Raw genomic sequence first — 16,146 nt, forward strand, 5'->3', positions numbered from 1 at the left:
GGGTGTGATAATTAGAGAGCACAACTTGCATTATCTGGCACATTTTTTGTGTAATTCTGAGTTGGTGTTACATCCCATCACAACTCCGATACATCATGCAATATCCATCCAATTTAAAAGTTGCCATCCTCGTTGCCGATGGTTTTGAACAGGTCGAAATGACATGCCCGCGTAAGCTATTGTATGAAGCAGGCGCATCGACACATATTATCTCAATTAATGAGGATTGGGTGAAGGGTTGGAATCGGGTGGATTGGGGTGAAACTTACAAAGTGGATGTGCCGCTTATGATGGCTCGTGCAGAGTATTACGATGCGCTTTTGTTACCCGGTGGTGTAATGAGTGCCGATATATTGAGATCCAATGCAAAAGCCCGGGAATTCGCTTACAATTTCTTCAATGCACAAAAGCCGGTAGCGGCCATTTGTCACGGCGCGCAGATTCTTATTGACGCCGAAGTGGTGGCTGGAAGGAAAATGACTTCAGTGAATTCAATTCGTATGGATCTTGTAAATGCGGGTGCAACCTGGATAGACAAGCCCCTTGTAAAAAGCGGATGCCTGATCACTAGTCGAAATGTGGATGATTTGCCTATATTTACGGAGGCGGTCGTGAAAGAATTCAGCCGACAGCATCAGCAGAAATTTTTATATCAATAACAGTTAATCGAACATGGCGCATACATTTGAAGTCCCATTTGAGGGCGAAGCAAAGGACATTATCAGCAAAGCTAAAACAGCGATTGAAAAAGTGGAGGGGTCATTTAAAGGTGATTTGACCGAAGGAGAATTTTTAGTACCAGCCAAGGTGGGTGACGTGGAAGGTACGTACGTGGTGAACCAGCAAAATTTTGTAGTTACCATTCATAAAAAACCCTTCATTGCACCGTATTCAATGATTGAGGATGCTTTGCGGAAATATTTGTCCTGATAATATATGATACTGAAACACCGTTAGCATTTTTCCAGATATATGGGGCGTAAAGCCTTGATCTTGCCCGCCTAGGGATGGGATCAAGGCTTTTTCCTTATTAAACAGCCACAGCCAATTTGCCTTACCACATCCTGTTTTGTGCATTTGCAATCCGGGCAGGTTTGGTACAGCATTTCACACCATCCGTTTCAAATGCTCCTAAACTTCCCAATCTTTGCAAAAAATCCTTTACAATTGCCCTTATGATCGCTGTTAAATTCCAAAATGTCTCTGTCAAAAAATACGATAAACTGGTCCTTTCCGATATTAATTGGGAAATTAATTCCCGCGAAAACTGGGCCATTGTGGGTCCGAACGGTTCCGGAAAAACGATTTTGTTGGATGCGTTGGCAGGTAAGTGGCCCATTTGGAAAGGACATTTGCATTACGGATGGGATGTGCCTACCCGGGAAATCACCGAGCTCGTATCTCAAGATTATTCTTTCAACCAGATTGTAAAGGCGGGTGCTGAGTATTATCAGCAGCGCTTTCATGCCTATGAGGCTGATCGTGCCCCGTCTGTGCGTGCGATCCTGACCGATCAACTGAAACCGGTCGGAACCATAGATGACAACTCGGTAATCCTGGCTCCGTCGAAAGTGAGTGAGGAAGATCTGCAACGGATCAGCACTCTGTTGTCCATCACCCATTTGCTGGATCACCCATTTGTTACCTTGTCAAACGGGGAGACCCGTCGTATGCTTTTGGCCAAATCACTCTTAACGCATCCTAAAATACTTCTGCTGGACAATGCTTTTAGCGGACTGGATGTGCATTCACGTCAGGTGTTGAGGGATGCACTCGACAGCCTCGTTGCTTCTGGTGTTCACATTGTGATGGCAACCACAGCAGGGGAAATTCCGCCATGTATTACCCATGTGTTGGAATTGGACAGCGGAAAAATAGTCAGGAGTGCTCAAATAAAGGATTTCAGGGCTGACATTGCATCGTCAGCAGATGCGCAAAGGCCTGCCATAAACCTGGAAAGTTTTGGGAAGCCGGTTCACACGGATTATGAAATTGCCATCGATCTGCGACATATCCGGATTACGTATTCTGGTGAGCAGATCTTAAAGGGAGTCAGCTGGAAGGTGAGGAAGGGGGAGAAATGGGCTTTGTCGGGGGCCAACGGTTCGGGCAAGTCTACCTTGCTCAGTGTAATCACTGCGGATAATCCCCAGCGGTTTGCCAATGATTATGACCTTTTTGACAAAAAGCGAGGAGGTGTGGGTGCGTCCATCTGGGATATTAAACAAAAGATCGGGCATGTTTCGCCGGAACTGCATCTTTATTTTCCCAGAAATACAACCGTGTTCAAAACCATCGCCTCCGGATTTTTTGATGCGACGGGTGTATTTTTCAAAAAACTGACCAACGACCAGGTAAGCAGGGTTCACGAAGTTGCAGCGCTTTTACATGTACATTCCTTGATTGAAACTGATTTTTCCCAACTCTCGAAGGGGCAACAAAGACTGGTGCTTTTGGCCAGGGCGTTGGTGAAGAATCCACCGCTGCTCATTCTGGACGAACCTTGCCAGGGTCTTGATGAAGAGGCCATAACATACTTCAAATCGGTTGTAGATGCCATTTGTGATACACCGGAACGCACGCTGATCTATGTTTCACACTATGTAAACGAGATACCATCCTGCGTCACACATTTTTTTAAGCTTGAAAATGGAGAGGTGGTGGAATAGGCAGCAGTGTCAGCGTTTTTTTTAAATCAGAATACAAAAGAGATAATCAATGGAAGATCTTGCTGTCCTCATTTCCTCTCTCACCAAAATCGAAAACGGCTTCAAACATATTGTAGCGGCGGGAGATGGGCTTCTGAAAAGCCAGGCGCTTGACCATCTTGCTATAGCCAGGCAACTCATCATTCATCCTACTTATCAGGGAAGAATGCTAGGGACACATTTGCTAGGGGCATTATCGGCTCAAAATGATACAGCTCTTGATATATTAAAAAATGAGGTGGCAAAGGACGAAAACTGGCGTGTTCAGGAGATGTTGGCGAAGGCTTTTGATCAATATGTCAAAACCGTCGGTTATGAAAAGTCATTACCGGTAATGAAAAATTGGTTGACAGATTCCAACCATAAGGTGGTCCGGGCGGTCATTGAAGGACTAAGAATATGGACAAGTAAGCCCTATTTTAAAGAAAATCCATTGGTTGCCATTCAGTTAATTGCTGCGCACAAGACCGATGAAAGCGAGTACGTCAGGAGGTCGGTTGGGAATGCACTGCGGGATATTTGCAGAAAGCATGCTGATCTCGTTAGCAACGAGACGAATGCTTGGGATTTGACCGATTTGAAAATTGCCTTTACTTATAAATTGATAGTGAAAAATGGATAGAACAGTCATATTGTATATTGCTGCCACTCTGGATGGATACATTGCTACGCAGGACGGGGACCTGAAGTTTCTGGAATCGGTAGAACGTGAAGGGGAAGATTATGGGTACGGGAAATTTATAAAAAACGTTGATGCCGTTATTGTAGGCAGAAAAACTTATGACAAAGTTCTGTCAATGGGATTTGATTTCCCCCATGCCGAAAAGGAAAGCTACATCATCACCAGAACACCCCGGCCAGATATAGGGAATATCCGGTTTTATACGGGTGAAGTGAAGGAGCTGGTACTAAAACTAAAAAGTGAGCCTGGAAACAATATTTTCGTAGACGGGGGCTCGGAAATCGTTCACTTGCTGATGAGCGAAAATCTAATAGATGAATACATCATTTCCATCATTCCGGTTTTGTTGGGTGATGGAATCCGGTTGTTCAGAGATGGCCGCCCGCAGGAGGATTTGAGGCTGATCAGTTCCACCGCCTTTGAGTCCGGCTTGGTTCAGTTGCATTACACGAAGTGAGAATTGGTTTTTGGCTCAATTCTTTATCACGAGTTTTTTCTCAAATCCAATACAATCGAAAGCGAGCTGGTTCCTATGCCGGGCATGTACTGTGACCGGCCATAACCAATTTCAAATTTTTTGATTCGAAGCCAGGCTCCGAATGAAAATCCCGCCAAAGCACCTTTGTCACTAAGCCGTAGCTCCTGGCGCCTCAGATGGTCGTAACCCACCAGTATTGTGAACTTAGGATGGATCAATGCCTCTGCTCCAAACGCCAGGTGTCGCCCCAGTTTCTCCGCAATTCCCACTTTTTTGGCCTGTCTTACACCGTTATTGTCATAGGTGTAAAATAACTTTGGGTCGTTGTAAACCATATCAAACTGGTTGAGATGATGGACAGTTGCAGAAAACCTTACCGGCATGTATTTGGGTTTTAAGGTTAAAGCCAGGCGTATGTCGAGAGGTAAAATGGGATCCATGGCAGCGGTGAAATTCTGCTTTAAAAAACCGAGATTTTTGACCACAAAGCCAATCGTTAAATCTTCCTTCGGATGCTTGAACACGCCACCCCAGTCCAAAGCCACACCCCAGGTTTGATAGCTGTCCACCGAGGCGCCTACCAGTTTGACTGTCCCGCCCAGCGTAAAAGCACCCAATGAATGGCCGTATCCTGCTGATAATCCATAATCTGCAGCCCTGAATTCTCCGATGACATTCCCGATGGCATCGGTTTCCGTCATGGTGCCGTAATTGAGGTACTGAATGCCGGTCGCCCATACGCCTCCGGTTTTTTTTAGCCCCTTTGCATAGGCGAGATTTATGAATCGGGTGTCGGCCAGGTAAGGCATGATGTTGGCTGAAACCCGGTCGGTCTTGGAGGAGTCCAGCTGGGTGGGAGACTGAAAAAACAGCGATGGGTCATTCCCCGAATGTGTAAAATGATTGATGCCGATGGCATTGCTGTTAGCCTGCGAGGGTAACTGCAGAAAGTCAAGCTTGCTTCTACCTCCGGTAATTTGTGCGCGTGAAACTATTTGAATTGCAAATAGAAATACTAATAACCAGACAAAGTTCCTGCCATTCTGCCGCATACCTCTTATAAAAAATAGTTCTATGACCAAAAATGACCTTATATTTAGGACCTGTTCTGTAACAAATGTAACCATATCCGCCGTATTAGATGGAATCCAAAGCTACCGTGTCGTCAAAAAAAGATTTGCTGGATAAAAAAAATGCAGAGGCCGAATTGGGTGGAGGCGCGCAACGCATCCAATCTCAGCATGCCAAGGGTAAATTGACGGCAAGGGAACGAATTCAGGTTCTGGTAGATGAGGGCTCCTTTGAAGAGATCGGGAAATTTGTGATGCACCGGAGTAAGGACTTCGGTTTGGATAAGGAGCATTACCTCGGTGATGGCGTGGTAACCGGCTATGCCAAAGTCAACGGTCGGCTGGTTTATATTTTTGCTCAGGATTTTACGGTTTTTGGCGGTTCTCTTTCCGAAACCCATGCCGAAAAGATTTGTAAAATCATGGATCTGGCGATGAAAAACGGTGCGCCGGTAATCGGATTGAACGACTCGGGAGGTGCTCGGATTCAGGAGGGTGTTCTTTCCTTAGCTGGCTATGCAGATATTTTTTATAAGAATACCCGGGCGTCCGGTGTGATTCCACAGATTTCCGCTGTGATGGGCCCATGTGCGGGCGGAGCCGTGTATTCTCCGGCCATAACGGATTTTATCATGATGGTGGAGAATACAAGCTACATGTTTGTGACAGGACCTAATGTGGTAAAAACGGTTACCCATGAAGAGGTCACTTCGGAAGAACTGGGCGGTGCCATGACCCACGCCACCAAGTCGGGGGTGACGCATTTTGTAGCAGCCAATGAAGTAGAATGTCTGATGTATATCAAAGAACTGCTCAGCTACATTCCTCAGAATTGTGAAGATCATGTGCCCCGGGAAGCTTATACACTGGCCAACGAAACAAGGCCTGTATTGAATTCGATCATTCCTGATCACCCCAATCAGCCTTATGAAATGCGGGAGGTTATAGCCGAACTGGTGGATGACCAGCATTTTTTTGAGGTTCATAAGAATTTCGCTGAAAATATTCTGGTTGGTTTCGCAAGATTGGCCGGGAGAAGCATCGGTATTGTGGCTAATCAGCCAGCCGTACTGGCAGGCGTATTGGATATTAACTGCAGCCAGAAAGCCGCACGTTTTGTAAGGTTTTGTGACAGCTTTAATATTCCGTTGCTGATTCTTGAAGATGTGCCAGGTTTTTTGCCGGGAACGGACCAGGAGTGGAACGGGATTATCACCAATGGAGCCAAGCTGCTTTATGCTTTTTGCGAGGCAACGGTACCACGGGTTACCGTCATTACCCGTAAGGCATACGGTGGCGCATACGATGTTATGAACTCCAAACATATCGGAGCCGATCTGAACTTTGCCTGGCCCTCTGCCGAAATTGCCGTTATGGGCGCCAGCGGTGCCGCAGAAATTATTTTTAAAAGAGAAATTGCCGAGGCCGAAGATCCGAAGCAAAAATTGCAGGAAAAGATAGACGATTACACACGAAAATTTGCCAATCCATATAAAGCGGCGCATCGGGGTTACATTGACGAGGTCATTTATCCTGAACAAACCCGCGAAAAACTAATCAGAGCCTTTGAGATGCTTGAAAATAAGGTTGATGTGCTGCCAAAGAAAAAACACGGGAATATACCCTTGTGAAAAACAGTGGTAAAACTGTATTTTTATTATTATGTGATCGTGCACGCGCCTGTTTCTTCAACGTCTGATGTTTTTAGGCTATATTCGTTTTTTGGAAAAGGAGTATGGCACCATACCACGAGCTACCCGATATAGAGTTAGTCCTCCTGTTGAAAAATGAGGATGAATGCGCTTTTACGGCATTGTATAAGCGGTATTGGCAGCGTATGTTCAATAGTGCCTACAAAAGATTACAGGACAAAGAACTGTCTCAGGATATCATCCAAAATATTTTTTCAGATCTATGGGAAAGAAGAAAACAACTTCAGATAGATAACCTCCCTGCATATCTTCATACCGCTGTCCGCTTTCAGGTTTTTAAGCAAACCAGCAGCAGACCGGTTCGTAACGAATTTCTTGATGCTTTTGAGGAAACTGTCGTTTGTCCAACCCAAACGGACGACCAGCTTCTTGAAAATGAAACACTGGATTTGTTCAAATCCTGGGTTAGGGCACTTCCTGAAAAGCGCAGAAAGATTTTCTTGTTACATTACTTTGAAGATCAACCTACCTCAGCAATCGCCGATCGGCTGGAAATCTCCCAAAAAACAGTTCAAAATCAACTAAATACCGCCGCTCAGCTGTTAAGAGCCCGCTTGTCGGAAGTTTTGCTTTTTGGGCAAATGACTGTTTTTATCTACTTCAAATGAGGTTTTCGGGCAAATGTAAATTGGTGGTTTTTTAAAATTACAAATTTTTTTTACCGATGGAATGGGAGTTTCTGTGCTTTTCGGTACATGTATATATATGCCCTTGTTACAAGCGAAAATTTCGGAGGCATTGACTAATTGCCAAAATTCATTTTTGTAAACCATGGACCTATATGGCGTGGTGTGATTAATGAATTTGTATGATTAAATCCAGTTTAGAGCCAGGAAGTACCTTTTGTACAAATATAACAGGTGAATATTACCGATCAGGATGCGCGCCAAATCGTTGGATTAAATTAACCCTCTGAATTCTACCAGATAAATTGAAAATATGAAACAATTTGATAGCAGGCAGGATCTATTGAAAATGCTGCAAAAATACATGGATGGAGAGGCAACAAAGGAAGAAAAGGAGTTTCTGGAAAGCTACTATCAAAGTTTTGATCATAAGCCCGAAATATTAAACGAATATTCAGAGGAAGAGAGGGAGAAGCTTGGCTCAGAGATGGAGGCTTATTTGTTGCGTACAATCGAAAGGGGCGCCAGTCCAGAAATAGTGCCGCTATGGAGCAAATACCGGTTGGGCTTCAGCGCTGCAGCATCTATTCTTGTCATTTTCTCTTTGGGTTTAATTTTTTACGCCACACGCAACCGTCCCAGGCAGGTGGCAAGTCATGTTGCAGCTCCCCTGGATTTTTCTCCGGGTGGCGATAAGGCCATTCTTACTTTGTCTGACGGTACCACAGTGGTGTTGGATAGCATTTCCAATGGACGTATAGCAGACCAGGGAGGTGTTCGAATCAATAAAAATAAAGAGGGGCAGCTGGTGTATTCCAGTCAGGGGGAGGCACTGCCGGGAGCGGAGGAAGTTGCCAGATTGAACAGGATATCTACGCCGGTAGGAGGGCAGTACCAAATCGTTCTGCCCGATGGTAGTAAGGTTTGGCTAAATGCGAAGTCCTCCATTCAGTTTCCAACTTTTTTTTCGGGTAAAGAAAGAAGAGTGAAAATCACCGGCGAGTGCTATTTTGAAATAGCGAAAAACAAAGACAAGCCGTTTTTGGTGGATGTGAATGGAATGCAGGAAATCGTGGTGACCGGCACTCATTTCAATGTTAATTCCTATGACGACGAATCGGCAATCAGAACTTCGTTGCTAGAGGGTAGTGTACATGTGAAGTTTGCTGGAAAAGGAATGGATGCCAGGCAGAGGAGATCAATCATGTTGAAACCTGGCGATCAATCATCCATGATCCCGAATGGTGATCTTAGGATAAGCCAGGTGAATATGAATGAAGTGGTTGCCTGGAAGAACGGGGTGTTTGAATTCAATAAAACGAGCCTGGAAATGGTGATGCGTCAGATATCGAGATGGTACAATGTGGAGATAACCTACGAGAAGAATATTCCTTCAAAGGTATTTTCCGGGAAAATCCACAGGAGTGTTAATGCATCACAGATACTGGAAATTTTGCGTTTTGCCGGTGTGAATTTTAGAATGGAGGCAGCAAGCAAGGATGGAACAAACGGTAGAATCGTGGTGATGCCGTGATGACCAGCATTTTTATAACCAAGTCACAAATAGCCTAACCCCTTATTAATGAAAATTCAACTACGAGGTCCATAAAACAGGTTGTCGGCTAAAAGAAAGCCGCAGACGTGTTGGAAGCACATCTACGGCAAGGTTCGATTTAGTCGATCCGGAGAACCGGAGAAGGTGTACTTGGTAATTCACATTCTTTTTTCACCCAAATCCCATAAAAGTATGAATTTTCATTCTATTGGAAAAGCTGTGCCTTGTGCATGGCAAATTTTTGATCAGACAGCCGGAAATGTTCGGAAAGTTTTCGGACTTTCTCCGACTGCCACAAAGCGACTCATTATGCAAATGAAACTCGTTACCTTTTTTCTGACCGTGATTCTTGCCAGAGTAGAGGCAACGGGATTTGGTCAAAAAATTACGATAAGCGAGAAAAACACGCCTATTGAAAATGTATTTCACAAAATAGAAAGCCAGACGGGTTTTGTGTTTTTTTACGATACCGACGATGTTCAGAAATTAAATGTCAGCATCGTGCGGAAGAATGCATCGATTGATGAAATCCTGAAGGAGTGCTTCCAAGGTACACACCTGGCTTATAAGCTGGTTGACAAAACGATTGTTATACGGAAAAAAGAAATCGCTGCATCCAAAACGCTGGAGCGAGCCAAAATAGCCGAGCCGCTTAAACAGGTAGCCGAAATTGACCTGTCTGTAAGTGGTAAGGTGATTGACGATAAGGGAGACGGGTTGCCCGGGGTAAGTATTTTAGTGAAAGGAACCAGCCAGGGTACCGTTACAGACGTAAATGGACAGTGGCAGCTTTCTGTTTCAGGAGCTAATGCCATTTTGGTTTTTAGTTTCGTGGGCTTCAATGCTCAGGAGGTAACCGTTGGAAACCGGTCTTTTATCAATACTACGCTAACACCTGATGTGAAGGGGCTGGAAGAACTGGTGGTCGTTGGTTACGGAACCCAGAAAAAAGTGAATCTGACGGGTGCCATCACTACAGTAAATGCAGCTGAGCTCAACAATCAATCCTCGTCCAATTTGTCCAACACGCTGGCAGGACGGGCACCGGGGGTAAACGTAACCAACACATCCGGACTTGCCGGAGCCTCTTCCTCCATTCGTATGCGTGGAAGTTTTGGAGATCCGCTTTATGTGATTGATGGTATTCTCAGGGACAAGGAGGCTTTCGATGCTCTGGAAGCCAATGAAGTGGATAACCTTAGTTTTCTGAAAGATGCTGCAACTGCTTCCATTTACGGTTCCAGAGCTGGAAATGGCGTAGTAATGGTTACCACCAAAGGAGGCGTTAAGCAAAAACCCAGCTTCAACTTCCAGTCCAACTACACCACCGGCAGGCCTACTCAGACCCTGCTGTCGGATCTGACCACAGCGGAAGATGAATTGATCTATCAGAACCGGGTGGCTGAGTTCAGAGGCACGCCTATTCCGAATGGTCAACGCGAGTTCGATTACTTTAAGGATAAAAGGTATAATGTGAACGACCACATCTGGCAGAATCCTTACAGTCACAGGCATTCGTTAAGTGTGTCTGGCGGAGATAAAAAGCTTACCTATTATTCTTTACTGAGCTACCGGGGTGAAGAAGGATCTTACAAAAGTCTTGAACACAACAAGTTCAATATGCGAACCAATGTAACTGCGGAGGTTACGGACGACATCAAGGTGAATCTCAATGTATCGGCAACCCAGCAGAATCATGACCGCTTCTATTGGCCGTTTACCGGTGAAGACGATTTCGATGTGTCCGATTTGTACCGGGTAACCTTTAACTGGCCTAAAACTTATCCATTTTACACACTGGCCGATGGCACACCTTCCAATGATATAACACCCTATCCCGTACAGACCCCCATGGGTAGCTGGCAGGCGTGGAACGTAATCGACCAGGTAGTTGGCGATCGTTACATCAAAACCAGGAGAAGGAATATGAATTCAATCCTTTCCATTGATATCAAGCTGGACAAGCTGATACCGGGCCTGTCGACCAAGGTTGTGGCCAACTATGTTGCCGCCGATTACATGCGCAAAAAGTATCTTACATTCCAGAAAAATTATGTTTTCAACCAGGCAGATCCTAACGGAAACCGCTTTGTGCCTGCCGCACCGGACGAGAACAAAACGAATACCTTTACTTTTAGCAACAATCAGCCATTCCTGAGTTATGACATCAAAACCAGCTGGAGTTATCAGCTCGACTGGTTTGCCAATTATTCCCGCACGTTCAATAAACATGGCGTTGAAGGACTTTTGGTTTACGAACAGGCTGAAAATGGAGGTTATGGCGTAGGAGCACGTCTCGAAGACCCGATCACTTCTTATGACCAGTCGTTTGTTTATTCAACCGACACCGAAAGAAGAAACGGATATGCGAGTGATACGCTTGGTGCCCGGCAGTCGTGGATAGGTCGTTTTAACTATAATTATGATAGTCGCTATATTGCTGAGTTCTCTTTCCGGTACGACGGAAATACGCTGTTTCCCAAAGAGAAAAGATGGGGTTTTTTCCCTTCGGTTTCAGCCGCATGGAGAATATCAGAGGAGGCGTTTTTGAAAGATAAAACCTCGTTTTTTGATGACCTGAAACTTCGGGGATCATACGGAACAACCGGGAACGACCTCAATGTGAATAATGAAAGGATCAGGCCGTTCAGCTACAACTATGTGTACTCCAATTCCAGCAGTTATATTTTTGGAGACAGATTATACCAGGGCATAGCGCCAGGTGCTACACCAAACCTGAATCTAACCTGGGCAACCTCAACGACCTATAACGTAGGGCTGGACTTTGCGATGCTGAAAAATCGTCTTTACGGCACACTGGATATGTTTTTGAAAAAGGAAAAGAACATTCTGGGTTCGAGGCTCGTAACATTACCGGATAATTATGGACAGAGCCTGGCTCCCGAAAACTATGCGGCCAGGTCATGGAGAGGTGGTGAACTTTTTGTGGAATGGCGCGATAAAGCGGTGGAAAATAAAATCAATTACTCGGTGTCGGCCAATATTGGCTATGCAGTGGATCGCTGGGATGTGCTTGACCAGGGAGTCGCATATCAGCCGGGAGGTAATCGTTATTTCCAAAACCAGATTGGCCATCCGGCCAACCGCATTATGGGTCTGAAAACAGTTGGTATGGTTCGTACTCAGGCGGATCTGGACGCTTTGCTGGCTACGGGGATGAAGCAATTTGGCCGGACTCCCTATCTGGGCGGGCTGTACTTTGAAGATGTAAGAGGTGATGGCTATGCCGACGGGCCCGACGGAAAGATTGACGGTAACGATGTGCAGGTATTATCCAACAACGGAGCGCCCCGTATTAACTATGGTGTGGGCATCAATATTTCTTATAAAGGTCTGGCGATCACTTCTCAATTTCAGGGCGTGGGCGCTTATGATCGGATCATAAGCAACCAGGAAGGACCGGGGATGCGTCAGCACGGCGGAACGGTAAGGCCTTACTATCCAATATGGGCATCGGACGTTTGGACCCCTGAGAATCCGGGAGCAAAATATCCAAGACCCGTAGGGAGTAATTGGTATGAGTCCGGTTCTGAGGCCACTTCTTTCTGGATTAGAAACGGGGCCTATTTGAGGCTTAAAGTCCTGAATATTGCGTACAATCTTCCAAAAGCCTGGACATCCAGACTGAAGCTGGGAAGTGCCCAGGTATTCGCGAATGGTACCAACCTGTTTTCTATCTCTAAGGTGAAGGAATTTCATGACCCGGAGCAGAAAAACTACGATTCGTTTCCGATCATGAAAACATTCACAGTGGGTTTAGACTTTAAATTTTAGGGAATATCGATATGAAAAAAATAATATATTTAATAATCTGCCTCGCGGGATTCTGCTCATCCTGTAATAATGTTCTGGACATCGAAGACGTCAACAATTACAATCCGGAACTGGTCTGGAATGACCAAAACCTCGCCAATGCATACGTAGCGAACCTATATCCGATGTTCGGAAACTGGAATACTTCGGCAGATGTATTTAGCCAGCAGATTGCCGGGATCCCTTTTTATTCTGACCGGATCACGATTTCAAATGCGGAGTTTAAAGTTTGGAATTACTCGCGTATCCGACTGATCAATCAGGCCATCGTGGATGTCAACAGTGGGAAACTTTCCGATGCTGTGAAGGCAGGCATCACAGGGCAGGCACTTTTTATGAGGGCTTACACCTATACGGAAATGGTACGTTATCATGGTGGTGTGCCGTACATCACCGTTCCCCAGGATCGATACACGGATGACCTTTTTGTGCCACGTAACTCTACCAAAGAGTGTTTTGATCTGATCATAAAGGACCTGGATGAAGCAATTGCAAAGTTGCCCAAACGCATAGCTGCCACATCCAAGGACTTTGGCAAAATAGACGGGAATTTTGCCGAAGCGTTTAAGGCAAAGGTTTTGCTGCTAAAAGCTTCGCCGCAGTTCAATCCTGCTAACCCCTGGAATAATCAATATTGGGCGGCAGCTTACGAATCCAACAAAAAGGCATACGAAAGCTTAAAGTCACAAGGTTATGCGCTTGCTGCTAATTATGAAGATATCGCACTGGTGGAAAAAGGTCCTGAATCTATTTTTACAGTGATCAATTCCTATCCAAACAAGACAGCCAACTGGGATAATGGTGTTCGCCCGGGCTCTGAAAGCCGTGGTCCCGCTTCTGCTGTGCCTACCTGGGAGTTTGTCAAGGAGTTTCCGATGAAAGATGGAAAAATGTACAATGACCCAACCGGTAAATACTACCAATCGGAGACAGCGCTGTTGCAGAATTTCTGGAAAGATCGCGATCCGCGTTTTGACAAGTCCATTGTATGGAATGGAAAGGAGTATCCGGTATCCGGAAAGGCGGGGAAAAGACAATACACTTCATTGGGGATTGCGCATGAGCTGGACGATTATGGGTTGAATCCTAAGGCCGGGGTTAATTCTACCAATCTGGACCGGTATACAGGGTTTTTTATTTTGAAAAACAGCTTGCTCAAACTGGCTCAGGCCGAAGTGCAGCAGTATGATCTGGACTACGTGGTGATGCGTTTTGCCGAAGTAATGCTTAACTATGCCGAAACGGCCAATGAAACAGGCAAAACCAATGAGGCTTTGGATATCCTAAAGCAAATACGTAAACGTGCGGGAATAGAAGCCGGAACCGATGGGAATTATGGTGTTACTGCGAAAACGCGTGAAGAAATGAGGGAAGCGATTCTGTCTGAACGAAACGTTGAATTTTGTTTTGAGGGACATCGTTTCTGGGACCTGCGTAGGCTCCGAATGCTGAGCAGACTGGATGGTACCACCAAGCACGGATTGGAAGCGATCGCCATTTTGCCCAATGGGCAGGATATGCCTATTGGCGAAGCAAGAGCCAAAGCAGATAAATACGAACTGGTAGAGTCTAATTTTAAGTATAATATTCTCCAGGTACCACGCACAGGGGTGAAGGTAAATGTTGTACCGGATAATTATTACTTCTTCCCGATTCAGCGCGATATTCTGGACAGAAATAAAAGTCTGGAACAGAATAAAGACTGGGGTGGTACATTCAATCCAACTCTGGAGTAAACAAGGTTTGATTAATTTGTATGTCCTCCTTTCCTGGTTATTCGTCCGGAAAGGAGGACTGCTTTTCTGAAACAAACAGGAAATATTTTTAAAGGGAAGTGTTCCCTCCAATAGTGGCCCCATAGACGGGGCGGGTTAGGTACATCAGGTGCTTATGGCCTGTTTAGGGAGCCATTCAGTACTTAAAGGGTGCCATAGCGACAACAGGCAGGTGATTTCGGCAACAGGCCTGAATAATGAAAATTGTGTCGCTAATCTGTGATTTTCGTAGTTCAATGACCAGTCCATCCTTTCCTTTTTTGCTACATTCTAAATATTGTGATAATTTCAAGGTTATTTAATAATAATTTTTACGATTCTGTTAATTCCTAAACCAATGAAAGAAAAGAAAAGCAGTGGGGTGTCGAGAAGGAACTTTGTAAAAGGTTCTCTGGCGACGCTTGCCACATTCTCAATTGTGCCCCGTCATGTTCTGGGCAAAGGTTTTATTGCACCCAGTGACCAGCTAACCAAAGCAATCATCGGGCTCGGTTCGATGGGGCGGGGTCATATACCTCTGGCCGGGACAAAGGTCGTTGCATTGTGTGATGTGGATAAAAAACATCTGGCTAAGGCAGCCGGAATGGTCGACAAAGGTGCCAAAACGTTTTCCGATTACCGGGAAGTGATCCAGCTACCCGAAGTCGATATTGTTCACGTTGCCACGCCGCCGCATTGGCATGGAATCATCGCAGCAGATGCCGCACGTGCCGGAAAAGACATTTGGTGTGAAAAGCCAATGACCCGTACCATCGGAGAAGGGAAGCGACTGGTGGAAGCCGTTCAGCAAAATGGTCGTATTTTTCGCCTGAACACCTGGTTTAGGTTTGAGGATAATTTTTATGGTATGAAAACAACCGTAAAACCGATTAAAAAGCTGGTACAAAGTGGCTTGCTGGGCTGGCCGTTGAAGGTGACGGTGAGCAAGCATACCGGTTTTGACTGGAAGTTTTACTGGGTGGGGAAAACTAACAATGCCCCGGAACCGATCCCTGCAGAGCTCGATTACGAAATGTGGCTCGGTCCTGCTCCCTACAAGCCGTACAGTGCACACCGTGTACACCAGACCTTCCGTGGTTACTGGGATTATGATGGAGGTGGCTTAGGGGATATGGGGCAGCATTATATTGATCCTATTCAGTATTTCCTGGGCAAGGATGACACCAGCCCGGTGAGCGTGGAAGTAGATGCTCCACAGCAGCATACCGAGGCCGTGGGAACCTGGAGGCGTATTACTTACACCTATGCCGACGGATGCCAGATAGTACTCGATGGAGAGGCCAAAGACGACAAAGTAGCTTACATTGAAGGTCCCAAAGGGAAATTGTATCCCAACTTCCAGTCTGATATTCCCGATCTGGAAAAGAAACTTGCCGCATTCCCGGATCCTGAACCTCAGGTTACCAATTTTGTGGAAGCCGTAATGCACCGTAAAAAGTTTGCGCTGAATGAGGAAAACGGACATCGCTCCTGCACGATTGTCAACATGGGACTGGCGGCGCTTCGTTTGGGGCGTTCTTTGAAATATGACCCTGATAAACAAGAGTTTATTGATGATGAAGGTGCAAACCGTCTTATTGATCAACCGATGAGAGGCCCTTGGACGATGTGATCAATTCTGAATCAGGGAAAACACCTTATTCACATTAAATTCTTTTTCCACAAAATAAGCTAATGGCCACAAGTATATCGCGGATGGCCTGGAA

Annotated in this window: 12 protein-coding genes; 11 read left to right on the forward strand and 1 reads right to left on the reverse strand. The window is 45.5% G+C overall.

The window, feature by feature from the left end; all coding sequences use genetic code 11:
* Nucleotides 1-95: 95 nt before the first annotated feature.
* The 5 genes from DYADSP32_RS24500 to DYADSP32_RS24520 all read left to right on the forward strand — a co-directional run bounded on the left by DYADSP32_RS24500 (nucleotide 96) and on the right by DYADSP32_RS24520 (nucleotide 3,847).
* Nucleotides 96-659: a type 1 glutamine amidotransferase domain-containing protein gene (locus DYADSP32_RS24500; protein WP_414618029.1), complete on the forward strand. Its 564-nt coding sequence runs from the start codon at nucleotides 96-98 to the stop codon at nucleotides 657-659.
* Between the two features lie 13 nt (nucleotides 660-672).
* The gene (locus DYADSP32_RS24505; RefSeq protein WP_149240299.1) at nucleotides 673-930 is read left to right on the forward strand and encodes a hypothetical protein; all 258 of its coding nucleotides are present in this window, start codon (nucleotides 673-675) and stop codon (nucleotides 928-930) included.
* A 245-nt stretch (nucleotides 931-1,175) separates the two neighbouring features.
* Nucleotides 1,176-2,669 (forward strand): ATP-binding cassette domain-containing protein, encoded by a 1,494-nt coding sequence (locus tag DYADSP32_RS24510; RefSeq protein ID WP_149240298.1) that lies wholly within the window; start codon nucleotides 1,176-1,178, stop codon nucleotides 2,667-2,669.
* 49 nt (nucleotides 2,670-2,718) lie between these two features.
* Nucleotides 2,719-3,330, forward strand: a complete 612-nt coding sequence (locus tag DYADSP32_RS24515) for a DNA alkylation repair protein (protein WP_149240297.1) — start codon at nucleotides 2,719-2,721, stop codon at nucleotides 3,328-3,330.
* Complete coding sequence (locus DYADSP32_RS24520; protein ID WP_149240296.1) at nucleotides 3,323-3,847, forward strand: dihydrofolate reductase family protein; 525 nt, start codon at nucleotides 3,323-3,325, stop codon at nucleotides 3,845-3,847. The genes DYADSP32_RS24515 and DYADSP32_RS24520 overlap by 8 nt, the downstream gene beginning before the upstream one ends.
* A 26-nt stretch (nucleotides 3,848-3,873) precedes the next feature.
* On the opposite strand, the gene porQ is transcribed toward DYADSP32_RS24520, so the two are convergent.
* Nucleotides 3,874-4,995, reverse strand: a complete 1,122-nt coding sequence (porQ, locus tag DYADSP32_RS24525; protein ID WP_414618030.1) for a type IX secretion system protein PorQ — start codon at nucleotides 4,993-4,995, stop codon at nucleotides 3,874-3,876.
* A gap of 14 nt (nucleotides 4,996-5,009) precedes the next feature.
* On the opposite strand from porQ, the gene DYADSP32_RS24530 reads away from it, so the two are divergent.
* The 6 genes from DYADSP32_RS24530 to DYADSP32_RS24555 all read left to right on the forward strand — a co-directional run bounded on the left by DYADSP32_RS24530 (nucleotide 5,010) and on the right by DYADSP32_RS24555 (nucleotide 16,052).
* The gene (locus DYADSP32_RS24530; protein ID WP_149240295.1) at nucleotides 5,010-6,569 is read left to right on the forward strand and encodes an acyl-CoA carboxylase subunit beta; all 1,560 of its coding nucleotides are present in this window, start codon (nucleotides 5,010-5,012) and stop codon (nucleotides 6,567-6,569) included.
* A gap of 104 nt (nucleotides 6,570-6,673) precedes the next feature.
* Nucleotides 6,674-7,258, forward strand: coding sequence for a sigma-70 family RNA polymerase sigma factor (locus tag DYADSP32_RS24535; RefSeq protein ID WP_149240294.1), 585 nt, complete (start codon nucleotides 6,674-6,676; stop codon nucleotides 7,256-7,258).
* 331 nt (nucleotides 7,259-7,589) lie between these two features.
* Nucleotides 7,590-8,810 carry a FecR family protein gene (locus DYADSP32_RS24540; protein WP_149240293.1) on the forward strand — a complete coding sequence of 407 codons (1,221 nt, stop codon included), beginning with the start codon at nucleotides 7,590-7,592 and terminating at the stop codon, nucleotides 8,808-8,810.
* A 213-nt stretch (nucleotides 8,811-9,023) separates the two neighbouring features.
* On the forward strand, nucleotides 9,024-12,626 hold the full coding sequence (locus DYADSP32_RS24545; RefSeq protein ID WP_414618031.1) for a SusC/RagA family TonB-linked outer membrane protein: 3,603 nt from the start codon (nucleotides 9,024-9,026) through the stop codon (nucleotides 12,624-12,626).
* A gap of 11 nt (nucleotides 12,627-12,637) precedes the next feature.
* Nucleotides 12,638-14,401 (forward strand): RagB/SusD family nutrient uptake outer membrane protein, encoded by a 1,764-nt coding sequence (locus DYADSP32_RS24550; protein WP_149240292.1) that lies wholly within the window; start codon nucleotides 12,638-12,640, stop codon nucleotides 14,399-14,401.
* A gap of 376 nt (nucleotides 14,402-14,777) precedes the next feature.
* Nucleotides 14,778-16,052, forward strand: a complete 1,275-nt coding sequence (locus tag DYADSP32_RS24555; protein ID WP_149240291.1) for a Gfo/Idh/MocA family oxidoreductase — start codon at nucleotides 14,778-14,780, stop codon at nucleotides 16,050-16,052.
* Nucleotides 16,053-16,146: the final 94 nt, after the last annotated feature.

This window comes from Dyadobacter sp. 32, from assembly GCF_902506755.1.
In the GTDB taxonomy this organism is placed as follows: Bacteria; Bacteroidota; Bacteroidia; order Cytophagales; family Spirosomataceae; genus Dyadobacter.